We start from the raw sequence: 22,575 nt of genomic DNA, 5'->3' as shown, positions 1-22,575 counted from the left end.
TCAACGATTTAAAAACGACATCGACATGAAACTGTCATCCATCGAGCCTAGATTGGCTCAGGTATTGCTCTGACCTAGACCAACAACACCGCAGAAACAACCGCCGCGTTGAAAACGCCCAAAGGAGCTTCGGATGAAACAGCTTTTCCTGGCATCACTGTTAGGCTCGACCATTGCCATGTGCACCGCCGCCATGGCCGCTGATACCGATCTAAAAACCCTGGAAGCTGCCGCCAAGGCAGAAGGCGCAGTCAACAGCGTCGGCATGCCCGATGACTGGGCCAACTGGAAAGGCACCTGGGAGGACCTGACCAAGACCTACGGCCTCAAGCACATCGACACCGACATGAGCTCGGCCCAGGAAATCGCCAAGTTCAAGGCTGAAAAAGACAACGCCAGCGCCGACATCGGCGACGTGGGCGCGGCGTTCGGTCCGATTGCGGTGAAGCAGGAAGTCACCCAGCCGTACAAACCTTCCACTTGGGCCCAGGTCCCGGATTGGGCCAAGGACAAAGACGGTCACTGGGCCCTGGCCTACACCGGCACCATCGCGTTTATCGTCAACAAAAAGCTGCTGCACGGCTCTGAAGTGCCGACCAGCTGGGCTGACCTGCAGAAAGGCAAATACAAGGTTTCCATCGGTGACGTAAGCACCGCAGCGCAAGCGGCCAACGGCGTGCTGGCGGCCGCCATTGCCAATAAAGGTGACGAAAAGAACATCGCCCCCGGCCTGCAATTCTTCACCAAGATCGCCCAGCAAGGCCGTCTCTCGCTGTCCAACCCGACCATCGCCACCATGGAAAAAGGCGAAGTCGAAGTGGGCGTGGTCTGGGACTTCAACGGCCTGAGCTACAAGGCCAAGATGGCCAACCCGGATGACTACGTGGTGCTGATCCCATCGGATGGCTCGGTGAAATCCGGCTACACCACCCTCATCAACAAATACGCCAAGCACCCGAACGCCGCCAAGCTGACCCGCGAATACATCTTCAGCGACGCCGGCCAACTCAACCTGGCAAAGGGCAATGCGCGTCCGATCCGCGCTGAAACCGACCTGAAACTGCCGGCCGATATCGCCAAGAACCTGATCCCGGGGGAGCAGTACACCAAGGCCAACCCGCAGCCGATCAAGGATGCCGATGCCTGGGAAGCCACGTCCAAGAAGCTGCCTCAGCTGTGGAACGAGCAGGTCATCGTAGAGATGAAATAAATCTGCCACCCCACATTGGACTCCACTGGAGATCCAATGTGGGAGGGGGCTTGCCCCCGATGGCGGTGGATCAGTGACAGGTATTCAAACTGACACGCCGCTATCGGGGGCAAGCCCCCTCCCACAGTTGACCCAGCCCCAAGTTCATACCGAGTCGAACCATCTGTTGCGGAGCCCCAGCCCCCATGAAGCACAATGTCATCCTTGTCGTGCTCGACGGCCTCAACTTCGAGGTTGCGCGGCACGCCATGGGGCACTTGCAGGCCTATGTAGGCGCAGGACGCGCAGCCCTGTACAAACTGGAATGTGAACTGCCCGCCCTGTCCCGCCCGCTGTATGAATGCATCCTCACCGGCGTACCACCAATCCAGAGCGGTATCGTCCACAACAACGTCTCGCGCCTGTCCAACCAGCGCAGCATTTTCCATTACGCCACCGACGCCGACCTGACCACGGCAGCGGCGGCTTACCACTGGGTCAGCGAGTTGTATAACCGCACGCCCTTCGTCGCCGCCCGCGACCGTCATACCGACGACAAGACGCTGGCGATCCAGCACGGGCATTTCTATTGGAATGACCACTACCCGGACTCCCATCTGTTCGCCGACGCCGAAAGCCTGCGCCTCAAGCACGCGCCGAACTTCCTGGTGGTGCACCCGATGAATATCGACGACGCCGGCCACAAGCACGGCCTCGACACCCCGCAGTACCGCAACAGCACACGCTCGGCCGACATCATCCTGGCCGATTACCTGCAAGCCTGGCTCGACGCCGGTTACCAGGTACTGGTGACCGCCGACCACGGCATGAACAACGACCGCTCCCACAACGGCCTGCTGCCCGAGGAACGGGAAGTGCCGCTGTTTGTGCTGGGCGATGCGTTCAGCCTGGACACCCGCGCCGCTCCGAAACAGACCGACCTGTGCGGCACCGTCTGCGAACTGCTGGGCGTTCCCCACGACAAACCTGTATGCCGGGAGTTGCTGAAATGACCCGTGGCAAATGGCTGGCGCTGCTGTGCCTGGTGCCTTTCGCGCTGTTCTTTATCGTGTTCGAAATCGCCCCGCTGGTATGGGTGTTGATCAACAGCCTGCAAACCGAAGAAGCCGGTTGGGGCCTGGAAAACTTCACGCGGATCTTCAGCTCGAAGTTCTACCTGCAAGCCATCCAGTTCAGTTTGGAGATCAGCTTCTACTCCAGCGTGTTCGGCATCATCATCGCCACCCTCGGCAGTTATTCCCTGCGCCGGGTGGATTCGCCGCTGCGCAACTTCGTCACCGCCTTTGCCAACATGACCAGCAACTTTGCCGGCGTGCCCCTGGCCTTCGCCTTCATCATCCTGTTGGGCTTCAACGGCAGCATCACCCTCATGCTCAAGCAGGCGGGGCTCATTCAGGACTTCAACCTGTATTCGAAGACCGGCTTGATCATTCTCTACACCTACTTCCAGATTCCCCTCGGTGTACTGCTGCTGTACCCGGCCTTCGATGCGCTGCGCGAAGACTGGCGCGAGTCGGCGTCGCTGCTGGGCGCGAACGGCTGGCAGTTCTGGCGGCATATCGGCCTGCCGGTGCTCACCCCGGCCCTGCTCGGTACATTCGTGATTCTGCTGGCCAACGCCTTGGGCGCCTACGCCACGGTCTACGCCTTGACCACCGGCAACTTCAACGTGCTGCCGATCCGTATCGCGGGGCTGGTGTCCGGTGACGTGTCCCTTGACCCGAACCTGGCCAGCGCCCTGGCCGTGGTGCTGGTGGCACTGATGACCGTGGTTACCGTGGTCCATCAACTGCTGCTCAAGAGGAGCTACCATGTCTCGCGCTGAAGCCGGCCCGGCCTCCCTCTACCACCGCGTGGTGGTGTACCTGTTATTTGCAATCCTGGTACTGCCGTTGGTGGGCACCTTCGTCTACTCCATCGCCAGCAGTTGGTCGGCGACCATCCTGCCCGCCGGTTTCACGGTGAAATGGTACGTGCAGCTGTGGAGCGACCCGCGCTTCCTGATGGCCTTCGGGCAGTCGCTGCTGGTGTGCGTCGGCGCGCTGGTGCTGTCGGTTGTGCTGATTTTGCCGCTGCTGTTCGTGGTGCATTACCACTTTCCCAAGCTCGATGCGCTGATGAACATCCTGATCCTGCTGCCCTTCGCGGTGCCGCCGGTGGTGTCGTCGGTGGGCCTGCTGCAACTGTATGGCTCCGGGCCCTTTGCGATGGTGGGCACGCCGTGGATTCTGATCGGCTGCTACTTCACCGTCGCGCTGCCGTTCATGTACCGGGCGATCACCAACAACTTGCAAGCGATCAACCTGCGCGACCTGATGGACGCCTCCCAACTACTCGGCGCCAGCACCTGGCAGGCGGCGATCCTGGTGGTGCTGCCGAACTTGCGCAAAGGCTTGATGGTGGCGCTGTTGCTGTCGTTCTCGTTCCTGTTCGGTGAGTTCGTGTTCGCCAACATCCTCGTGGGTACGCGCTACGAAACCCTGCAGGTGTACCTGAACAACATGCGCAATAGCAGCGGCCACTTCACCAGTGCCGTCGTGATTTCCTACTTCTTCTTTGTGCTGGTGCTGACCTGGGCCGCCAATATCTTGAACAAGGACAAAAGCCAATGAGCTTCGTCAGCGTCCAACACCTGCAAAAAGGCTACGCCGGCACCCCGGTGTTCAGCGATATCAACTGCGAAATCGCCAAGGGTGAGTTCGTCACCTTGCTCGGCCCTTCCGGTTGCGGCAAGTCCACGCTGCTGCGTTGCATCGCCGGGCTGACCTCGGTGGACAGTGGGAAAATCCTGCTGGATGGGCAAGACATCGTCCCGCTGAGCCCGCAGAAACGTCATATCGGCATGGTGTTCCAGAGCTATGCACTGTTCCCCAACATGACCGTGGAACAGAACGTCGCCTTTGGCCTGCGCATGCAGAAGGTCAACCCCGACGACAGCCACAAGCGCGTGCAGGACGTGCTGCAACTGGTGGAACTCAAGGAGCTCGCCGGCCGCTACCCGCACCAGATGTCCGGCGGCCAGTGCCAGCGCGTGGCCCTCGCCCGCTCCCTGGTCACGCGCCCGCGCCTGCTGCTGCTGGATGAGCCGCTGTCGGCACTGGATGCGCGAATCCGTAAGCACCTGCGCGAGCAGATCCGCCAGATCCAGCGCGAGCTGGGGTTGACCACGATCTTCGTGACCCATGACCAGGAAGAAGCCCTGACCATGTCCGACCGGATCTTCCTGATGAACCAGGGCAAGATCGTGCAGAGCGGCGATGCCGAGACGCTCTACACCGCGCCGGTGGACGTGTTCGCCGCCGGGTTCATCGGTAACTACAACCTGCTGGACGCCGACAAGGCCACCCAATTGCTGCAACGCCCGATCAACAGCCGTATCGCCATTCGCCCGGAGGCCATCGAGCTGAGCCGCAATGGCGAGTTGGACGCCTTGGTACGCAGCCACAGTCTGCTGGGCAACGTGATCCGCTACCGCATCGAAGCGCGTGGCGTGGAACTGGTGGTGGACGTACTCAACCGCTCGGCCGACGACCTGCACCCGGACGGGCAACGCCTGGCACTTTCCATCGACCCAAGCGCCCTGTGTGAAGTAGCCTGAGCAGCGACGATTTATTGAGAGAGCGTGACGGATGGCATTGGTAATTTTTGATCTGGACGACACCCTGATCCACGGCGACTGCGCCACCCTGTGGAGCGAGCAGATGGGCCGCCTGGGCTGGGTCGACCCTGAGTCGTTCATGCGCCGGAACGACGAGCTGATGGCAGCCTACAGCCAGGGCCAGTTGAAGATGGAAGACTTCATGGACTTCAGCCTGGAGCCGATGATCGGCCGCACGCCCGAGGAAATCGAGCATCTGGTGGAGCCCTGGGTCGAGGACGTGATCGAGCCGCTGATCTACAGCGACGCCACCAAGACCATCGCCCGCCACCGTGCGAATGGCGACCGGATCCTGGTGATCTCCGCTTCGGGCACGCACTTGGTCACCCCGATTGCGGCGCGGATCGGTATTGATGAGGTGCTGGGGATCAACCTTGAAGTGAAGCACGGCGTGTACAGCGGCCATACCGAGGGTGTATTGACCTACCGTGAAGGCAAGATCACCCGCCTGCTGGAGTGGCTGGAGCAGGAAGGTGAAACGCTGGACGGCGCGTATTTCTACTCGGATTCGCGCAATGATTTGCCGTTGTTGCTGAAGGTGGAGCATCCACAGGTAGTGAACCCGGATCCGGTGTTGCGCGAGCATGCCGAAAAAGCCGGCTGGCCGATCCATCACTGGGTCTGATTGAGCCGAGATCAAAAATGTGGGAGGGGGCTTGCCCCCGATGACAGTGTGTCAGATGAAGAATTCTTCACTGTCCCACTGTCATCGGGGGCAAGCCCCCTCCCACATTATTAAACGCATTACAATTCAGCTCAGGCTTTCGTCAATCACCAACACCAGCTTCCCGGAAATCCGGTTGGTCGCCAACTCGGCAAACGCTGCTTCGGCATCCTTGATCGCAAAGGTCCTGGCCAACTGCGGGCTCAGCCGCCCTTCAACAAACAGCGGCCACACCTGCTGGCTCAAGTCGCTGAACAGGTCGGCCTTGAACTGGTCACTGCGGCTGCGCAAGGTCGAGCCCAGCAATTGAATGCGCTTGCCCAGCACCTGGGCCAGGTCCAGTTGCGCGTCACGCCCGCCCATCAAGCCGATCAACACCCAACGACCATCGAGGGCCAGCAGCTTGAGGTCCAGCGCTGCATAGTTGCCGCCGACCGGGTCGAGGATCACGTCAAACGGCCCGAAATCCCGCAGCCCTTCGATGCCGTCGGTGCGCACCACGCCGCCCTGGGCGCCGAGTTCCTCACAATAGGTCAGGCGCTGCGCCGAGCCGACGCTGACCCAGCACGGGCTGCCAAACGCCTTGCACAGCTGGATCGCCGCCGAGCCCACGCCACTGGCGCCGGCATGCAGCAGCACTTTTTCGCCAGGCTTGAGGCCCGCCAACTGGAACAGATTGAGCCACGCCGTGCTGTACACCTCAGGCAGCGCCGCCGCTCCGACCAGCGACAGGCCTTCCGGCACCGGCAGCACATGCCGCGCATCCACCACCACTTCTTCGGCCATGCCGCCACCGGCGAGCAGTGCGCAAACCCGGTCACCGACTTGCCAGGACGAGCCGGCGCCCACTTCGCTGATCACCCCGGAACACTCCAGGCCCAGCACGTGGCTGGCACCCGGTGGCGGCGGATAGAGCCCGGCACGCTGCAATAAATCGGCGCGATTGAGGCCCGCTGCCGCCACACGAATACGGACTTGCCCTACATCGCAAGTAGGACTGGGTTCTTCCAACCACTCCACATGACCGTCAACGCCTTGCAATGCTTTCACAGTGCCTCCATAGTGAGTCTGGACTGAGCCCGTAGCTGTATCGCCGGGCTTTTTGCATTATGCGACCGGACCATATGGAACCGGCTCCCTCAAAGACGGCCTAATATGCGTTATCAATTGCCCCCGCGTCGAATCAGCATGAAGCATCTGTTCCCCAGCACCGCCCTCGCTCTATTCATTGGTCTCGGCTTCGCGTCGATGTCGACCAATACGTTCGCAGCCAACAGCTGGGACAATCTTCAACCTGATCGCGATGAGGTGATTGCCAGCCTTAACGTCGTCGAGTTGCTCAAGCGTCATCACTACAGCAAGCCGCCGCTGGACGACGCTCGCTCGGTGATCATCTACGACAGCTACCTCAAGCTGCTGGATCCGTCGCGCAGCTACTTCCTGGCCAGCGATATCGCTGAGTTCGACAAGTGGAAGACCCAGTTCGACGACTTCCTCAAGAGCGGCGACCTGCAGCCTGCGTTCACCATCTACAAGCGTTACCTGGACCGCGTCAAAGCGCGTCTGGACTTCGCCCTGGGTGAGCTGGGCAAAGGCGTCGACAAGCTCGACTTCACCCAGAAGGAAAACCTTCTGGTGGACCGCAAGGACGCGCCCTGGCTGACCAACACCGCCGCGCTTGACGACCTGTGGCGCAAACGCGTCAAGGACGAAGTGCTGCGCCTGAAGATCGCCGGCAAAGAGCCCAAGGCCATCCAGGAGCTGTTGACCAAGCGCTACAAGAACCAACTGGCGCGCCTGGACCAGACCCGTGCCGAAGATATTTTCCAGGCCTACATCAACACCTTCGCGATGTCCTACGACCCGCACACCAATTATCTGTCACCAGATAACGCAGAAAACTTTGATATCAACATGAGTCTGTCACTGGAAGGCATCGGTGCCGTCCTGCAAAGCGACAATGACCAGGTCAAGATCGTGCGCCTGGTACCGGCAGGTCCGGCCGACAAGACCAAGCAGGTCGCTCCGGCCGACAAGATCATCGGCGTGGCCCAGGGCGACAAAGAGATGGTTGACGTGGTCGGCTGGCGCCTGGACGAAGTGGTCAAGCTGATCCGTGGGCCGAAAGGCAGCGTGGTGCGCCTGGAAGTGATTCCGCACACCAATGCACCGAACGACCAGACCAGCAAGATCGTGTCCATCACCCGTGAAGCGGTGAAGCTCGAAGACCAGGCCGTGCAGAAGAAAGTCCTCAACCTCAAGCAGGATGGCAAGGACTACAAGCTGGGCGTGATTGAAATCCCGGCCTTCTACCTGGACTTCAAGGCCTTCCGTGCCGGCGACCCGGACTACAAGTCCACCACCCGCGACGTGAAGAAAATCCTCACCGAACTGCAGAAGGAAAAAGTCGACGGTGTGGTCATCGACCTGCGCAACAACGGCGGCGGCTCCCTGCAGGAAGCTACCGAACTGACCAGCCTGTTTATCGACAAAGGCCCGACCGTGCTGGTCCGCAACGCCGATGGCCGTGTCGACGTGCTGGAAGACGAGAACCCGGGCGCCTTCTACAAAGGCCCGATGGCCTTGCTGGTCAACCGCCTCTCGGCCTCGGCTTCGGAGATTTTTGCCGGTGCCATGCAGGACTACCACCGCGCCTTGATCATCGGCGGCCAGACCTTCGGCAAGGGCACCGTGCAGACCATCCAGCCGCTGAACCATGGTGAGCTGAAACTGACCCTGGCCAAGTTCTACCGGGTTTCCGGGCAGAGCACCCAGCACCAGGGTGTACTGCCGGACATCGATTTCCCGTCGATCATCGACACCAAGGAAATCGGCGAAAGCGCCCTGCCGGAAGCCATGCCGTGGGACACCATCCGCCCGGCGATCAAGCCGGCGTCGGATCCGTTCAAGCCGTTCCTGACGCAGTTGAAAGCTGACCACGACACCCGCTCCGCCAAGGATGCCGAGTTCGTGTTCATCCGCGACAAGCTGGCCCTGGCCAAGAAGCTGATGGAAGAAAAAACCGTCAGCCTCAACGAAGTGGACCGCCGCGCGCAGCACGCCGACATCGAAAACAAGCAACTCGTACTGGAAAACATCCGCCGCAAGGCCAAGGGTGAGGATCCACTCAAGGAGCTGAAGAAAGAAGACGAGGACGCGCTGCCGGCCGAAGCGGAAAAAACCAAGCCGGAAGACGACGCTTACCTGGCCGAGACCGGCCGGATCCTGCTGGACTACCTGAAGATCAGCAAGCAGGTGGCCAAGCAGTAAATGATGGCGATTTAATGTGATCGCTCCCTGGAGTGTCATCATATAGACATCATTCTGTCGTGAAATGAAGGACCGCAGGTTTCAAGCCTGCGGTCCTTTTTTTTCGATCGAGATCGCCATGACCATGACCGAACAGCTGAATGCACTGGGCTCTATCCTGGCTCAAGGCAGTTTGCACAGCCTGTTCCAACCGATCATTTGCCTGTCTGAACGGCGTATTCTCGGCTACGAAGCCCTCAGCCGCGGCCCGTCCAACAGCCCGCTGCACTCCCCCGTCGCCCTGTTCTCCGTGGCTAGCCAGGCAGGACGCCTGAGTGAACTGGAGATCGCCTGCCGCGAAAGCGCGTGTCGACGCTTCAGCGAGCAGAAGCTGCCGGGCAAGCTGTTCCTCAACGTCTCGCCGCAATCGCTGATGGAAACCGCGCACCAACCGGGGCGCACCCTGCAACTGCTGCACGACTACGGCATTCCACCGAGCCAGGTGGTGATCGAGCTCACCGAGCAAACCCCCACCAACGATATCGACCTGTTGCAAACCGCCCTGCACCACTACCGCAACATGGGGTTCTCGATTGCCTTGGATGACCTCGGTGCCGGCTATTCCAGCCTGCGCTTGTGGTCGGAGCTGCGCCCGGATTACGTGAAGATCGACCGGCACTTTATCGACGGCATCCATCAGGATGCACTCAAGCGCGAGTTTGTCGGCTCCATCCTGCAGATCGCCAAGGCGTCACGCGCCCAGGTGATCGCCGAGGGCATCGAATTGCCCGAAGAGTTGGCGGTGCTCACCGAGATGGGCGTAGACCTGGTCCAGGGCTACCTGCTCTGCCGTCCCCAGGAGCAACCGCCGCAGGAAGCACGCCTGATGCTGCCCAAGCCCGACAGCGCCAACGTGGCGCTGAACGACGAAGGCAGCGACCTCAGCGCCCTGCTGAGCGAACAGCCGGCCGTGGATCAAGACACCGCCACCGCCCAGGTACTCGAAGCGTTCCGCCGCCAGGCCAACCTCAATTCCCTGGCAGTGCTGGACGGCCGTGGCCACCCAGTCGGTATCGTGCACCGGCATTCGCTGTCGGATGCGCTGCTCAAGCCGTTCGCCACCGACCTGTTTGCGCGCAAGCCCATCAGCCGCTTGATGAGCACCGATTTCCTCGCGGTGGAGTTGAGCCAGTCGCTGCAACAGGTGAGCCGCCTGCTCACCAGCCGTGCGCGGCAACGCATCGAAGAAGATTTCATCATCACCCTCAATGGCGATTACCTGGGCCTGGGCCGGGTGATCGATGTGCTCAAGCTGATCACCGAGCTGAAGATCCAGCAGGCGCGCTACGCCAATCCACTGACCCTGCTGCCCGGCAACGTGCCGATCCAGCAGTGCCTCACACGCCTGCTGCAACAGCAGCGCGAATCGGTGATCTGCTACGTGGATATCGACAGCTTCAAGCCGTTCAACGATATCTACGGCTATGGGCGTGGGGATGAGGTGTTGCTGTGCCTGGCGCAGTGCCTGAACGACCGTGTCGATCCCAGCCGCGACTTTGTCGGGCATATCGGCGGCGATGACTTTTTGCTGGTGCTCGGCCCACAGGATTGGCGCAAGCGGCTCAACCAACTGCTGGATGACTTCCATACCCAATGCCGGCGCTTCTACCGCGCCGAGCATCTGGAGGCCGGCTGTTTCGTGGCGTTGAACCGACAGGGCGTGCGCCAGGAGTTTGCACTGCTGTCGCTGTCCATCGGGGTGGTGCATTTATATCCACAGGCCTGTGGACAACTCGATGCCAGCCAGTTGGCGGAGTTGGCGTCGCAGGCCAAGCACCATGCCAAGGATATGGCCGGCTACAGCATCCACGTGATCGACAGCATGGACGCACTCTCCCAGGCGCTTTAGGCCTCGGCGGACTCGGGATACTCGTATTCAAACACCCGCACCACTTCCGACGCGTGCCAGGAGGCGGCGGCCACACCATCGGACGGCCCGCTGAAACGCCCCAGGCGCTCCACGCACTCGAAGAAACCGGTACGCGGCAAACGGCTGGCACCCTGGCTGATCACCAGCGAACTGCGCAATGGCTGCTCGGCCTTGGCGTCCAGCGCCGCCAGGTGTTCCAGGGCGGCGGCCAGGGTCTGCATGGCCGGGGTGGGAAATTGCAGGCGCTCCAGCAGCGCACGGTAAGTCAGCAAATGGCGTTGGCGGCGCGCCTGGTCCAGTTCGTTGAGTAACCCATCCCAGTGTTGACGGCTGATACGTAGGCTCAAGATTCATCCCTCCAACCTGCAACGCCCAATTCCCAGGCCAGGCTGCGGCGGATCGCGGCATCCGGCTGGCGTTCACCACTTTCAATCAATCCAAGATATGAGGGGCTGATGCCCACGGTGCGGGCCAGGGTCTCGATCGCCAGGCCCTTGGCTTCGCGCAAGCCGCGCAGGTCGGCGAGCGGGCGCAGGTCCTGTGCAGGGGCGGCTTGGGCAGTCGATGAGGAAGGAGGTAGCGTAGGCTGTTGCTGACCGGCAGCTTTTAGCAGCGCCTGGTACTGATCCCATGGCAACACCGCGTATTCGGGTTCGCCATTACGTGAAATTATCTGAATATCCATGACTGCCCCGTAGGATAACTGCACTTACTAAGTAAGCTCTTTCCTTAGGAGTGTAATCCTAACAGCCACAAAGGTCGCAGGGGATAGCCATGTCATGGGTTTTTTTGCGGGTTTTCCTGGGCCAGCAGCGCGGGCGTCGCAGGCAGGCGCTCAACCACGGCGAGCTTTTCCGGGCGCTGCGCCTCGCGCCAGGCGCGAAACGCGCTCAGTTCACCGTCCAGGGTCTTCATGACCCATGCCAGCACGGCAATGTCATCGAGCATGCCGAACACCGGGATAAAGTCCGGGATCGCGTCAATCGGGCTGAGGAAATACATCAGCCCCGCCACCACCGAGATCAGCGCCTTGGGGCTGATCGCCCGGTACTCACCGCGCCAGTAAGCCAGGCACAGGGCCTGGAGCAACTTGAGATCATCCTTGAGCTTGCCCAGGCGGTTGCCTTGGCTCGAGCCTTTGGCGGCGACCGCAAACAACAGCGTCGGCAAGCGCCCGCGCCCCAGGAGACGTGCGGCCATAGGCAGGAAACGGGTGAAATTGAAGGGTGGTTTCATTCGTCACTCCAGTTCCAGGCGACATAAAAGGTTATCCACACAAATTGTGGATAACCTTGTGAACAGAGCCTATTTTCCGGGCTGAAAGCCACGTAGTACAAGGCTTGCAGTCAGATCGGGCGTTTTTTGCGCACTGAAAAAAAACCCAAGATTTCATTGACTTGGCGTTGATGAGCGGCTACCCGTACTCGAGTCTTATATCAGACTGTTACCGGCTGCAGACGTTCGTTTGAATTCGCCAGGCTCTAATGTGGGAGGGGGCAAGCCCCCTCCCACATTCAGGTGCCTGCTGCCCCCAGAAACAACAACGCCCCGTCGAGACGGGGCGTTGTATGTTCAGGCGCCGATTACTTCTTGGCGGCTGGTGCAGCAGGCGCGTCAGCCTTGGCTGGGTCCTTGATGGCCAGCAGCTCCAGGTCGAAGACCAGCACGGAGTTGGCTGGAATCGCCGGGCTCGGGCTCTGTGCGCCGTAGGCCAGGTCGGAAGGAATGTACAACTCGACCTTCTCGCCCACGTGCATCAGTTGCAGGCCTTCGACCCAACCCGGGATCACACCGCTGACCGGCAGGTCAATCGGGCTGCCGCGATCCACGGAGCTGTCAAAGGTGGTGCCGTTGGTGAGCTTGCCGGTGTAGTGAACAGTCACCACGTCGGTTGGCTTGGGCTGGGCGCCATCGGCCTTCTTCACGATCTTGTACTGCAGACCGGAAGCGGTGGTGACGACGCCGTCTTTCTTGGCGTTGTCTTCGAGGAATTTCTTGCCGGCGGCTGCCGACTCTTCGCTCATCTTGGTCATGCGTTCTTCAGCACGCTTCTGCAGTGCGGCAAACGCTTCAACCAGTTCGTCGTCTTTGAGCTTCTGCTCTTTTTTGCCGACGGCATCTTCGATGCCCTGGGCTACAGCTTTGGAGTCCAGGTCATCCATGCCTTCTTGGGCAAGGCTCTTGCCCATGTTCAGGCCGATACCGTAGGAAGCTTTCTGCGCCGGGGTTTTCAGCTCTACGCTGGTCTGCGAATCACAACCCGCAAGTACCAGGCTAACCAGGGCCACCGCCGCCGCCAACCGATGCTGTTTCATGCTATTTCCTTGTTCATGCGCCAAAAGGGCATTCGAATAAAGTCGCGAGCTTATCAGGCGGCCACGACCAATGGCTACCGGCATGTGAGCAGGAAACTTCCGATAAGTTCACGTGTTTAAAAGCATTTTCATTCATGATGGGGCCCCGCGAAGGATCGCGGGACCGCCTACTACCAGGCTCATGGCCACTTGCCGCACTTGTGGCGTAGTGGCATAACAACGCGACCACTCGACAAGGCCGAGACAAGGATAGCCATCTTGCGCATTTTTTCCCGTGTTTTACTGCTGATATTCGCCCTACTCTGCATCGTCTTGGCCGTGGTGCTCTATTACACCGCCAACCCCAAGCTGCCGGACTACGTGCCCGTGGAGCAGGTGCACTACCAGGATCAATGGAGTGCCGCCGACCGCCAGACCTATTACTTCACGCCCCAGGGCACGCAAGTAAAAGGCCTGCACTACGACTGGTTCACCGCCCTGGAGTTGCCGTTCTCCGAGCGACGTTTTGCCACGCCCGACTATCTGGCGCGCTTCGGCTTCCTGGTCGACCCCAAGCAGGTGCCCACCGCGCAAAACCCCGGCAACTTGCCCGTGGGTTTCGCCCGGCATAAAAACACCGGCAGCAACGTCGAATACCTGGATATCACCTGCGCCGCCTGCCATACCGGCGAGCTGCATTTCAAGGGCCAGGCCCTGCGCATCGACGGCGGTTCGGCCCAGCATGTACTGCCCTCCAGCGTTCCGACCCTGCGCGGCGGCAGTTTCGGCCAGGCGTTGGTCGCCAGCCTCGCCGCCACCTACTACAACCCGTGGAAGTTCGAGCGTTTCGCCCGCCAAGTGCTCGGCGATCGCTACGACGCCGAGCACAAACAACTGCGCCAGGACTTCAAACAGTCGCTGAACCAGTTCCTCAAGGTGGCCTGGAACGACACCCATCGCGGCCTCTACCCCACCGAAGAAGGCCCGGGCCGTACCGACGCCTTTGGCCGTATCGCCAACGCCAGCTTTGGCGATGCGATTTCCCCCGACAATTATCGCGTCGCCAACGCGCCGGTGGACTACCCGCAGTTGTGGGATATCTGGACCTTCGACTGGGTGCAATGGAACGGTTCGGCCCAGCAACCCATGGCCCGCAATATCGGTGAGGCCCTGGGTGTCGGCGCCACACTGAGCTTTTTCGACGCCGCCGGCCAGCCGCTCCAGGGCGATGCGCGTTACCCGTCCAGTGTGCGCGTGCGTGACCTCAACCTGATCGAAGAAACCTTGCAGCGCCTCAAGCCGCCGACCTGGCCCGAGGACCTGTTCGGCGCCATCGACAAGCCCCTCGCCGCCCAAGGCCGTGCACTGTTCGCGGAAAACTGCGCCGGCTGCCATGTGCCCAGCGTCACCCAGGAAAATGGCCGCCCGGTGCAGGCGCTCAAAATGCTGGCGGTGGACTACATCGGCACTGACCCTGGCACCGCCAGCAACATTGCCGACCAGCGCTACGACCTCAGTGCCCTGCAATGGGACCCGGCGGAACTGGCCAAGCTCAATGTCGAGCTGCACCCGACGCCGACCGAACCGCTGGACCTGAAGAAAATGTCCGTGGCCAAGGGCCTCGCCTACGTCACCGCCTTTGTCGAAGAGCACGCCTACCGCGCCGCCGGCGTGACCCCGGCCGAGCGTCCGCGCCTGGATGGCTACGGCTTGCCCATCGGCGTGCGCGAGCTGCGCGCCTACAAGGCACGGCCGCTGGCCGGCGTGTGGGCCACACCGCCGTTCCTGCACAACGGCTCGGTGCCGACGATCTACCAGTTGCTCTCGCCCCAGGACGAGCGCAGCACCACCTTCTATAAAGGCACCTTCAACTACGACCCGCGCCATCTCGGCTTCGAAACGGCGGCCTTTAAGAATGCGTTCCTGTTCGATACCAAAATCACCGGCAACCACAACAGCGGCCACGAATTCCGTGCCGGGCAACGTGGCAATGGCGTGATCGGCCGTGGCCTGCAACCGCAGGAACGCTGGGCGCTGCTGGAATACCTCAAAGTGCTGGGCGGCCCGCTGGAGCAACAACTGCCATGATGATTCGATCCCCCTACGACCGACCTTCCCTGCTCGCCCGCCTGTGGCTGCGCATCGGTGCGTTTCTCGGCAAGACCCTGCTGTGGCTGGTGGGCCTCGGCCTGCTCGGCTGGCTGGCCGCCACCGCCTGGTATGCCTGGCAGCACAGCGGGCCGGTGTCGCCGAATGAGCAGGTTCCGCCCGGCGAAGCCGCGATGACCCAAGGCATCATCCAGACGGCGGTACGCATCGTCGACCAACACCGCGAAGGCACGCGCTACCTGCGCGATGCCCACGCCAAGGCCCATGGCTGCGTGAAAGCCGAAGTCAGCGTAATGGCCGACCTTGATCCGGCGCTGCGCCAGGGCGTGTTCGCCGAACCGGGCAAGACCTGGCAGGCGCTGATGCGGTTGTCCAACGGCAACGCCTACCCGCAATTCGACAGCATCCGCGATGCCCGGGGCATGGCCCTCAAGTTGTTGAACGTGCCGGGCAAGCAACTGTTGGCCGACCAGCAGACCCGCACTGAACAGGACTTCGTGATGTTCAGCCACCCGAACTTCTTTGTCAGTGATGTGGCGGAGTACGCACAGAACATCGGCGCCCAGGCGGATGGCAAGAAAGTCCTGGCGTTCTTCCCCAAGGTCGACCCGCGCACCTGGCAGGTCCGTCACCTGTTTATCGCCCTGGCGACTCTGGCGCCAGCACCGGCGAGCCCGACACAGACCACCTACTTTTCGGTCTCGCCCTACAAGTTCGGCACGGCCAACGCCAAGTTCCGCGTGGCCCCCGACCCACAGAGTTGCCCGGAATACGCACTGCCCAAACAGAATCAAGACCTGCCGAATTTCCTGCGCAGCGCCTTGAGCCAGCAGTTGTCTACGGATCGCGTGCCGGCGTGTTTCGTGCTGCAGATCCAGCGGCAGAACCCGCAGAAATTCATGCCCATCGAAGACACCAGCATCGAGTGGAAGGAAAGCGACGCGCCGTATGAGACGGTGGCCAAGGTGCGGATCCCGGCGCAGGACTTCGATACCCCCGAGCAGAACCTCGCGTGCGACAACCAGTCGTTCAACCCCTGGTTCGGTGTAGCGGAACATCGCCCCATCGGCGGCATCAACCGCTTGCGCAAGGCGGTGTATGAAGCAGTCAGCGATTACCGCCACAGCCGCAACGCCCCGTAAAAAGTGCGTAACAATAGGCCCGCCCGCATAAGGATTGCGTCGGGTCTATTGAGCCGCTTTCGCCCCGCCTCTACCGTGAAGACCTACTCCATCACCTGTAGGAAACCACCGTGGAAAGCTCAACCCTCGGCATGCTCGTACTCACCCTGATTGCAGTGTTCGGCACCGCGTCTTTTTGTTTCGAGCACTTGGCGACGCGTCAGACGCGCAAGAAAAAAACCGGCCAACGTTGACCTTCAGCCAGATCACTCGACCTCGGCAGCCTTGGCCAGTAACCATTGACGAAAACTGCGCGCAGCCGACGGCGGGTTGCGGTGGTGGGGTTGCATCAGATGCAGGCGGCCCCGGCTGTGCATGGTATGAGGCAAGGCCATTTGCAGGCGCCCGGACGCCAGATCGTCTTCCAGCAGACTCTTCCAGCCCAGTGCGACGCCGTGGCCCATCACCGCCGACTGCATCAGCAGTTGATAGCTGTTGGTCCGCAACGCGTGGCGCGGGGTGTAATAGTCGGCACCGGCATCGGTGAACCAATCGGCCCAGGTCAGCCAATCGTGGTAGTGGTCCTCCACGATCAGCAAGGTGTGGGCATGCAGCAAATGGTGTATATCGCGAATCGGGCCGTGGTGTTCGAGGTAGACCGGGCTGCACACGGTAATGACCTGCTCGCTGTCGAACACCGGCGATAGCTCGAGGCCATGGGGCGCGGCCAGTTCATCCAGGTGATAGAACAGGCCCAGGTCATATTCACTGACGTCCAGATGGCTGGGGCTTTCGCTGCACAGGATGCGAATGTCCAGGTCCGGGTGTTCGCGCTGGAATTGCGGTAACAGGCCGGCGAGCCAGATCGTACTGATGGTGGGGGTGCTGGCCAGGGTCAACTGGCGGTCGGCGCCACGCCGACGCAACTCGGCGGACTCGCGATCCAGCTCGCGCAACAGACGCTGGATGGTACGGAAGTAACGCACACCGGCGGGCGTCAGGCTCAGGCCCTGGGCCAGTCGATAAAACAGCGGGCGGGCCAGGTCCTCTTCAAGGCGCTTGACCTGACGGCTGACCGCGCTCTGGGTCAGGTTCAGTTCATGGGCGGCCTGGGTAAAGCTCAAATGGCGGGCAGCCGCTTCGAACGTCTGCAGGCAGTTGAGCGGTGGAAGATCGACGTTTCGGCGCGACATGAGCAGTTCCATTGGCAATGATGAGCCCCGGGTTGTCCCAGGCCCGCAGCGATCACGATGGCAAGCATCCTGCCAGTTGCCCGCTTACAGCCAGCCCTTTCAAGGTCGTTGAAAAACCGGCCATATCGGGCTGATACCCCTCCATTAAGGGCGAACACTGTAGCTGTGGCGAGCGGGCTTGTCCCGCGTTGGGTTGCGAAGCGACCCTGGAAGGCGCAATGCGCTGAGCCGTGCAGTCTTCGGCTCTGGTTTTGGGGCTGCTTTGCAGCCCAACGCGGGACAAGCCCGCTCGCCACAGGGTACTGATCGCCTGACCGTGAAAGAACAGCGCTTACAGCGCGACCCTCGCCACGCGTTTGCTCCATTGCCGACGATGTTCCAACTGGCCGTTTTCCCAGGCTGTCTGCTCCGCTTCGATGTAGAACCACTCGGCATCGGCGTGCACGCTCAAATGGCTCTCCACCTCCACGGTCCACTGGTCACGACCGACACGGTAGTGCCATTGAATATCGGCCCGCGTCGACAGCGGGTCCCAAGGCAAGGTGCGGTATTGCTCGGTGCAACGTTGGTCGACCGACAAGCCGTGATCAGTAAAACGCACTGCGCCCAGGTCGTCTTCGATCTTCACGCAGACTTCGCCACTGCCCACATCTTCGATCAGGGTGCGTTTCGGCGCGGCGGCGCGCAGCACTTCCATCGCCACTGGCGTCGCCGATTGCGGCGCCTCAAACGGACAGTCAACCGCAGCGCCGTTGAACACCGGCAATTGCAGGCTTTGCAGGGTCGGCAGCAAGGTCAACGTTGTCAGCTCGCGGCTCGGCCACAGCAACGGGAAACTGGCGGTGCTCAGGGCCAGCCGCAGACGGTAGCCCGCCGGCAGGCGCATGCCGATGTGATCGAGGTTTAGATGCACGTCCATCGCTTCCCCCGGGACTACAGCTGTTACGCGGGAGAAGTCTTCACGCAGCGTGAGATTGAGCACGCCATAACTGATCTGCGTCACCTGCCCGTCCGGTGCCACGGCATTCAGCCGGGCGACCAATTGGCCGCAGGCCGTGTCACTCGCCAGGCGCAGCTTGAGGCGAGCATCGCCCAGCAACGCCAATGGCTCGGTCAGCGGTTGGGAATCGAAGCACAGCGAGTTCGCGTCATCGCGGCGCTGATCCGTCGGGCCATCGGGGCCAAACCAGATGGCGCAGTATTCGCCCTGGTGCAGGCCCGTGGTCAGCGGCGAGAAAATGCTGCGCGGCGTGACCAAAGGCTGTGCCCCAGGAGTCAGGCCATGTTCGCCAAGGCTGAAATCGGTCCATTGCACCTGAGGGTCCGGCCAGCCGGCAGTCTGTACCCAGACGCCCGGCCGTTCGGCATAACTGCCCTTCGGCGGCAGAATATCCTGTAGGTAAAAGGTGCACGCTGCGTCATCCATCACGCCGTTATCCACACCTTTGAGCCAGTGATCCCACCAGCGTTTGGCCTCCTGCAGAAAGCCGATGGCCGGATTGGGCACGGCGAAATGCGGGTATTTATGAATCCACGGGCCGATCATGGCCTTCTTCGGCCCTGGCAGGTTTTCCATCAGGCGCGATACGGTATTGCGGTAGGCATCGCCCCAGCCGCCCACCGCATACACCGCAGCCTTGATTTGCGCATAGTCCTCGCACACTGAGCCATGGCGCCAATAGTCATCGCGGGTCTGGTGCTGCAGCCAGGTTTCGGCGAGCAACGGCATGGCGTCCAGGCGTTGGTGCCAGAGGCTTTTCCAGTCCTCGACCAACAGCGGATCGGGCACCGCCGCGCTGAAGTTGAGCATGGTGGCGGCCCAACCGAAGTTCTCCATCAGCAGGTTACCGCCCTTGTAGTGGATGTCGTCGGCAAAGCGGTCATCGGTGGAACACAGTGTGATGATTGCCTTCAGCGCCTCGGGTTGGCGCGCCGCGACTTGCAGGCCGTTGAAGCCGCCCCAGGAGATGCCCATCATGCCGACGTTGCCGTCGCACCAAGGCTGCCGGCACAGCCAATCGATCACTTCGAGGGCGTCCTCCTGTTCCTGTAACAGGTATTCATCGGCCATCAGGCCCTGGGACTCACCATTGCCGCGCATATCGACGCGTACGCACACATAGCCCTGCCCCGCCATCCACGGGTGGGTCAGCGCATCACGCACCGCCGTGCCATCGCGCTTGCGGTACGGCAGGTATTCCAGGATCGCCGGGAAGGTCTGCGGGTCGGCGACTTGCGGCAGCCAGATGCGGGCGGCCAGTTGGGTGCCATCCTTCAAAGGGATCAGGCAGTGCTCGATCTCGCGCACGGTGTAAGTAAACTCAGTGACGATTTCCATCAGTAACTCCAACAGCGGTTCAATCGATCAGCGGGCGAATTCCGGCAGCGGGCTGGCGCCACGCAGTTCCGTTTCAGGTGTCCGCTGAAGGCGTTTCACATCCAGCAATGCGGGGTTTTTCAACCAGAAGATCAGTGAGGTACTGGCCAGCAACACCAGGATCATGCCCGGCAAACCGCCGAGGTTAGAGAGCATCTTCACCCCGTCCACGCCGACAAACGCGACCATCACCCACGACACCGTACCGATGATCAGGCCCCAGACAATCTTCAACAGCGGGTTGCCGTCGAGGTCGGAATCGGCGGTCACGCCCTTGCTGCACAGGTTGGCGATCACATCGGTGCTGGAGTCTGCCGCGGTGACAAAGGAGATGAACGCCACGAACAGCAGGAACGCGATCATCAGGCCGCTGGCCGGCAACTGCTGGAACATCTGGTACAGCACGTGCTCCACACCCTGCTCGTTGAGCACACGGTTTAGGCTGCCGTCGCCCAGCGCATCGAAATACAGGCTGGTGCCGGAGAAGATGCAGATCCACACCGCCGTGAACAACGCCGGGTAGAGCATGTTGATGTGGATGAATTCGCGCACGGTATAGCCACGGCCGATCTTGCCGAGGAACAGCGCACTCACCGGCGCCCAGGCAAACCACACCGACCAGTAGAACACCGTCCAACTGTGCGGCCAGGTGTCACCACTGGCAGCGCCGGTGAACAGGCTGCGGCTGAAGAAGGTGTCGAGGTAGACGCCGAGGGATTCGACGCCGAGGCTGAACATGTACAGGGTCGGCCCGCACAACAGCACGAACAACCCCAGGGCCAGCATGATCCAGGTATTGAACGAAGACAGCATCACAATGCCTTTTTGCAGGCCACTGGCGGCCGAGGCGACAAAGGTGACGACGATGATTGCAATAATGATAGCCAGGCGGAACGGCGTGGTTTCACCGCCGATGTACTGGGCCAGGCCACCAGCCAGGGTCAGCGCGCCGGTGCCCAGGGATGAGGCCATACCGGCGACCAAAGCGAACATCGCCAGGGTGTCGATCAGCCCGGCATAGCGCCGGACCCGCGCTTCACCGAGCAACGGTTCAAGCATGGCGCCGATGGAAAAATTGCTGCGACGGTTGTAGAACACCAGCGCAAACACCAGCGAGGGCACCAGGTAGATCGCGTAGGGCGTGATGGTCCAGTGCAGGAACATCGTCGACATGGCAAAGCTCTTCGCCGCTGCGCTGCCAGCCTCGATTGGCAAGCTGGTGGGCGGGCCGTACAGGTGGTAGAGCGGTTCGGCGGTGGTCCAGAACAGCACGCCCACCGCCAGCGTGGTGCACAGCGCCACCATGAACCAGCGCCATTTGCTCAGCAGCGGTTGCGCGTCTTCACCGCCGATACGCACCTTGCCCAGCGCGGAGAAGTAGACGATGGCGGTCAGCACGACCATGGCAAACGAGCCGGCGCTGAACAGCCAGGAAAAGTTTTTCAGGATCAGGTTGTTGAGCTGTTTGCTGATCGCCAGGAACGCATTCAGGTCAACGTAGCTGGCGATCACCGCCGCCAGCAGGATCAGGAAAGTTGGCCAGAACACCAACGGACGCAGTGGATATTTCATCTAGAGCCATTCCCCTTGCAGACTATTTTTTGTGTTGGAGAGCGGGCACCGCAGCGTCCTGCTGCCGATGACTCGCCTGGAAGTCTTCGCGTGGCTATAGATAAACGTTTAAGCGGCAAGGGGTGCAATCGACCAATGTGCATGGGGGTATTCCCTCACGTCATGACGCACCAGCACAGTTCAGGGCGAAGAGGCAGTGCACAACGTCAAGGCAAGGGAGGTCAAATCGCGGACGAAAAAAAGCCCGCTCAATGAGCGGGCTTCTTAGGGGTACCTGGCGTTCAGCGTTCCAGGTGACCGAATATGGCGCAGCGGACGGGACTCGAACCCGCGACCCCCGGCGTGACAGGCCGGTATTCTAACCGACTGAACTACCGCTGCGCGTAACACTTGAAGCGAATGGTGGGTGATGACGGGATCGAACCGCCGACATTCTGCTTGTAAGGCAGACGCTCTCCCAGCTGAGCTAATCACCCTTCACTTTCGGTGTGGGCGGCATCATACACCAAAAATCCGCAATGTCTTGATTTAAATGCACTTTATTTGAAATATTTTCTCGCTAATGACAAAACCCAGCAAAAACGGGGTTCTGTGCCCCCAAACGCGAGTCTATTGCATTTACCGGCGACTAGACCGCACAATTAAAAACTATTCTCAATAACGCCTGAGTCACGCCTATGTCTGTGGGTGAACCGCCATTCCAACGGGAAATTACCCAGCTCTACAGCGAGCATCATGGCTGGCTGCTCACCTGGCTGCGACGCAAACTGGGCTGCCGCCAGAATGCCGCCGACCTGGCGCAGGATACCTTTGCGCGCATCCTGAACGCGCGCGAATCGGTGGCCGGCATCCGCGAACCCCGGGCTTACTTGAGCACCACGGCCAGGCGCCTGATCATCGACCAGGCACGGCGCAAGCAGATTGAGCAGGCCTACTTGCATGAACTGGCCCTCACCATGGATGCGCTTGAGGGATTCCAATCACCGGAGCAGATCCACACCACCCTCGAAGCCCTCGAACAGATCGCGTTTATCCTCGAAGGCATGCACGAGTACTCGCGTCAGGCATTCGTGCTGTATTACCTCGAAGAACTGACCCAGCAGCAAATCGCCCGACAGCTCAAATTATCGGAACGCACAGTGCGCAAATACCTGATCCAGGCGCTCATGCACTGCAGCCACAGCATGGACACTTGATC

The 22,575-nt window shown here is 61.0% G+C and carries 20 protein-coding genes and 2 tRNA genes; 12 read left to right on the top strand and 10 right to left on the bottom strand.

Going from position 1 to position 22,575, the window contains the following annotated elements:
- The first annotated feature begins 133 nt into the window (after nt 1-133).
- The 6 genes from ACZ445_RS09570 to ACZ445_RS09545 all read left to right on the top strand — a co-directional run bounded on the left by ACZ445_RS09570 (nt 134) and on the right by ACZ445_RS09545 (nt 5,493).
- Complete coding sequence (locus ACZ445_RS09570; protein ID WP_058427296.1) at nt 134-1,210, top strand: ABC transporter substrate-binding protein; 1,077 nt, start codon at nt 134-136, stop codon at nt 1,208-1,210.
- A 185-nt stretch (nt 1,211-1,395) separates the two neighbouring features.
- Nucleotides 1,396-2,202: an alkaline phosphatase family protein gene (locus ACZ445_RS09565; protein ID WP_058427297.1), complete on the top strand. Its 807-nt coding sequence runs from the start codon at nt 1,396-1,398 to the stop codon at nt 2,200-2,202.
- On the top strand, nt 2,199-3,035 hold the full coding sequence (locus ACZ445_RS09560) for an ABC transporter permease (protein WP_058427298.1): 837 nt from the start codon (nt 2,199-2,201) through the stop codon (nt 3,033-3,035). Before ACZ445_RS09565 ends, ACZ445_RS09560 begins: the two co-directional genes overlap by 4 nt.
- Nucleotides 3,022-3,822, top strand: a complete 801-nt coding sequence (locus tag ACZ445_RS09555) for an ABC transporter permease (protein ID WP_058427299.1) — start codon at nt 3,022-3,024, stop codon at nt 3,820-3,822. The genes ACZ445_RS09560 and ACZ445_RS09555 overlap by 14 nt, the downstream gene beginning before the upstream one ends.
- On the top strand, nt 3,819-4,808 hold the full coding sequence (locus tag ACZ445_RS09550; RefSeq protein ID WP_058427300.1) for an ABC transporter ATP-binding protein: 990 nt from the start codon (nt 3,819-3,821) through the stop codon (nt 4,806-4,808). Before ACZ445_RS09555 ends, ACZ445_RS09550 begins: the two co-directional genes overlap by 4 nt.
- 31 nt (nt 4,809-4,839) lie before the next feature.
- Nucleotides 4,840-5,493, top strand: a complete 654-nt coding sequence (locus ACZ445_RS09545; protein WP_058427301.1) for an HAD family hydrolase — start codon at nt 4,840-4,842, stop codon at nt 5,491-5,493.
- Between the two features lie 126 nt (nt 5,494-5,619).
- Here ACZ445_RS09545 and ACZ445_RS09540 read toward each other — a convergent pair whose 3' ends face one another.
- On the bottom strand, nt 5,620-6,582 hold the full coding sequence (locus ACZ445_RS09540) for a zinc-binding dehydrogenase (protein ID WP_058427302.1): 963 nt from the start codon (nt 6,580-6,582) through the stop codon (nt 5,620-5,622).
- 138 nt (nt 6,583-6,720) lie between these two features.
- On the opposite strand from ACZ445_RS09540, the gene ACZ445_RS09535 reads away from it, so the two are divergent.
- Nucleotides 6,721-8,802 (top strand): carboxy terminal-processing peptidase, encoded by a 2,082-nt coding sequence (locus ACZ445_RS09535; RefSeq protein ID WP_310862808.1) that lies wholly within the window; start codon nt 6,721-6,723, stop codon nt 8,800-8,802.
- Nucleotides 8,803-8,920: 118 nt separating this feature from the next.
- Nucleotides 8,921-10,690: a bifunctional diguanylate cyclase/phosphodiesterase gene (locus tag ACZ445_RS09530; RefSeq protein ID WP_310862807.1), complete on the top strand. Its 1,770-nt coding sequence runs from the start codon at nt 8,921-8,923 to the stop codon at nt 10,688-10,690.
- Here the strand turns inward: ACZ445_RS09530 and ACZ445_RS09525 are convergent.
- From ACZ445_RS09525 to ACZ445_RS09510, 4 genes are all read right to left on the bottom strand, one after another.
- Nucleotides 10,687-11,058 carry a hypothetical protein gene (locus tag ACZ445_RS09525; protein WP_005786715.1) on the bottom strand — a complete coding sequence of 124 codons (372 nt, stop codon included), beginning with the start codon at nt 11,056-11,058 and terminating at the stop codon, nt 10,687-10,689. The genes ACZ445_RS09530 and ACZ445_RS09525 overlap by 4 nt on opposite strands.
- Nucleotides 11,055-11,396 (bottom strand): helix-turn-helix domain-containing protein, encoded by a 342-nt coding sequence (locus ACZ445_RS09520; RefSeq protein ID WP_058427304.1) that lies wholly within the window; start codon nt 11,394-11,396, stop codon nt 11,055-11,057. Before ACZ445_RS09520 ends, ACZ445_RS09525 begins: the two co-directional genes overlap by 4 nt.
- A gap of 92 nt (nt 11,397-11,488) precedes the next feature.
- Complete coding sequence (locus ACZ445_RS09515) at nt 11,489-11,947, bottom strand: YkvA family protein (RefSeq protein ID WP_058427305.1); 459 nt, start codon at nt 11,945-11,947, stop codon at nt 11,489-11,491.
- A gap of 347 nt (nt 11,948-12,294) precedes the next feature.
- On the bottom strand, nt 12,295-13,026 hold the full coding sequence (locus ACZ445_RS09510) for an FKBP-type peptidyl-prolyl cis-trans isomerase (RefSeq protein WP_028615781.1): 732 nt from the start codon (nt 13,024-13,026) through the stop codon (nt 12,295-12,297).
- Nucleotides 13,027-13,284: 258 nt separating this feature from the next.
- Between ACZ445_RS09510 and ACZ445_RS09505 the strand changes: the two genes are divergently transcribed.
- The 3 genes from ACZ445_RS09505 (at nt 13,285) to ACZ445_RS09495 (ending at nt 16,489) form a co-directional block, all read left to right on the top strand.
- Entirely contained in the window at nt 13,285-15,093 is a 1,809-nt protein-coding gene (locus ACZ445_RS09505; protein ID WP_310862806.1) for a di-heme-cytochrome C peroxidase, read from the top strand.
- Nucleotides 15,090-16,256 carry a catalase family protein gene (locus ACZ445_RS09500; protein ID WP_058427308.1) on the top strand — a complete coding sequence of 389 codons (1,167 nt, stop codon included), beginning with the start codon at nt 15,090-15,092 and terminating at the stop codon, nt 16,254-16,256. The genes ACZ445_RS09505 and ACZ445_RS09500 overlap by 4 nt, the downstream gene beginning before the upstream one ends.
- 110 nt (nt 16,257-16,366) lie before the next feature.
- On the top strand, nt 16,367-16,489 hold the full coding sequence (locus ACZ445_RS09495) for a hypothetical protein (protein ID WP_256572963.1): 123 nt from the start codon (nt 16,367-16,369) through the stop codon (nt 16,487-16,489).
- Between the two features lie 12 nt (nt 16,490-16,501).
- On the opposite strand, the gene ACZ445_RS09490 is transcribed toward ACZ445_RS09495, so the two are convergent.
- The 5 genes from ACZ445_RS09490 to ACZ445_RS09470 form a co-directional block, all read right to left on the bottom strand.
- On the bottom strand, nt 16,502-17,428 hold the full coding sequence (locus tag ACZ445_RS09490) for a LysR substrate-binding domain-containing protein (protein ID WP_058427309.1): 927 nt from the start codon (nt 17,426-17,428) through the stop codon (nt 16,502-16,504).
- Between the two features lie 331 nt (nt 17,429-17,759).
- A complete protein-coding gene (locus tag ACZ445_RS09485) occupies nt 17,760-19,766 on the bottom strand; it encodes a CocE/NonD family hydrolase (RefSeq protein ID WP_310862805.1) in 2,007 nt (668 codons plus the stop codon).
- 27 nt (nt 19,767-19,793) lie between these two features.
- On the bottom strand, nt 19,794-21,377 hold the full coding sequence (locus ACZ445_RS09480; protein ID WP_179030349.1) for a BCCT family transporter: 1,584 nt from the start codon (nt 21,375-21,377) through the stop codon (nt 19,794-19,796).
- Nucleotides 21,378-21,681: 304 nt separating this feature from the next.
- Nucleotides 21,682-21,758, bottom strand: a tRNA-Asp gene (locus ACZ445_RS09475).
- 19 nt (nt 21,759-21,777) lie between these two features.
- Nucleotides 21,778-21,853, bottom strand: a tRNA-Val gene (locus tag ACZ445_RS09470).
- A gap of 201 nt (nt 21,854-22,054) precedes the next feature.
- On the opposite strand from ACZ445_RS09470, the gene ACZ445_RS09465 reads away from it, so the two are divergent.
- Nucleotides 22,055-22,573, top strand: a complete 519-nt coding sequence (locus tag ACZ445_RS09465; RefSeq protein WP_179030350.1) for a sigma-70 family RNA polymerase sigma factor — start codon at nt 22,055-22,057, stop codon at nt 22,571-22,573.
- Nucleotides 22,574-22,575 lie beyond the last annotated feature (2 nt).

The sequence above is a fragment of the Pseudomonas allii genome (assembly GCF_055380095.1).
This window is presented reverse-complemented; position numbering and strand designations above follow the sequence as displayed.

Coding starts and splice junctions, on each gene's coding strand:
- ACZ445_RS09570 (WP_058427296.1), top strand. CDS start 134: ATGAAACAGCTTTTCCTGGCATCACTGTTAGGCTCGACCATTGCCATG.
- ACZ445_RS09565 (WP_058427297.1), top strand. CDS start 1,396: ATGAAGCACAATGTCATCCTTGTCGTGCTCGACGGCCTCAACTTCGAG.
- ACZ445_RS09560 (WP_058427298.1), top strand. CDS start 2,199: ATGACCCGTGGCAAATGGCTGGCGCTGCTGTGCCTGGTGCCTTTCGCG.
- ACZ445_RS09555 (WP_058427299.1), top strand. CDS start 3,022: ATGTCTCGCGCTGAAGCCGGCCCGGCCTCCCTCTACCACCGCGTGGTG.
- ACZ445_RS09550 (WP_058427300.1), top strand. CDS start 3,819: ATGAGCTTCGTCAGCGTCCAACACCTGCAAAAAGGCTACGCCGGCACC.
- ACZ445_RS09545 (WP_058427301.1), top strand. CDS start 4,840: ATGGCATTGGTAATTTTTGATCTGGACGACACCCTGATCCACGGCGAC.
- ACZ445_RS09535 (WP_310862808.1), top strand. CDS start 6,721: ATGAAGCATCTGTTCCCCAGCACCGCCCTCGCTCTATTCATTGGTCTC.
- ACZ445_RS09530 (WP_310862807.1), top strand. CDS start 8,921: ATGACCATGACCGAACAGCTGAATGCACTGGGCTCTATCCTGGCTCAA.
- ACZ445_RS09520 (WP_058427304.1), bottom strand. CDS start 11,396: ATGGATATTCAGATAATTTCACGTAATGGCGAACCCGAATACGCGGTG.
- ACZ445_RS09515 (WP_058427305.1), bottom strand. CDS start 11,947: ATGAAACCACCCTTCAATTTCACCCGTTTCCTGCCTATGGCCGCACGT.
- ACZ445_RS09510 (WP_028615781.1), bottom strand. CDS start 13,026: ATGAAACAGCATCGGTTGGCGGCGGCGGTGGCCCTGGTTAGCCTGGTA.
- ACZ445_RS09500 (WP_058427308.1), top strand. CDS start 15,090: ATGATGATTCGATCCCCCTACGACCGACCTTCCCTGCTCGCCCGCCTG.
- ACZ445_RS09490 (WP_058427309.1), bottom strand. CDS start 17,428: ATGTCGCGCCGAAACGTCGATCTTCCACCGCTCAACTGCCTGCAGACG.
- ACZ445_RS09485 (WP_310862805.1), bottom strand. CDS start 19,766: ATGGAAATCGTCACTGAGTTTACTTACACCGTGCGCGAGATCGAGCAC.
- ACZ445_RS09480 (WP_179030349.1), bottom strand. CDS start 21,377: ATGAAATATCCACTGCGTCCGTTGGTGTTCTGGCCAACTTTCCTGATC.
- ACZ445_RS09465 (WP_179030350.1), top strand. CDS start 22,055: ATGTCTGTGGGTGAACCGCCATTCCAACGGGAAATTACCCAGCTCTAC.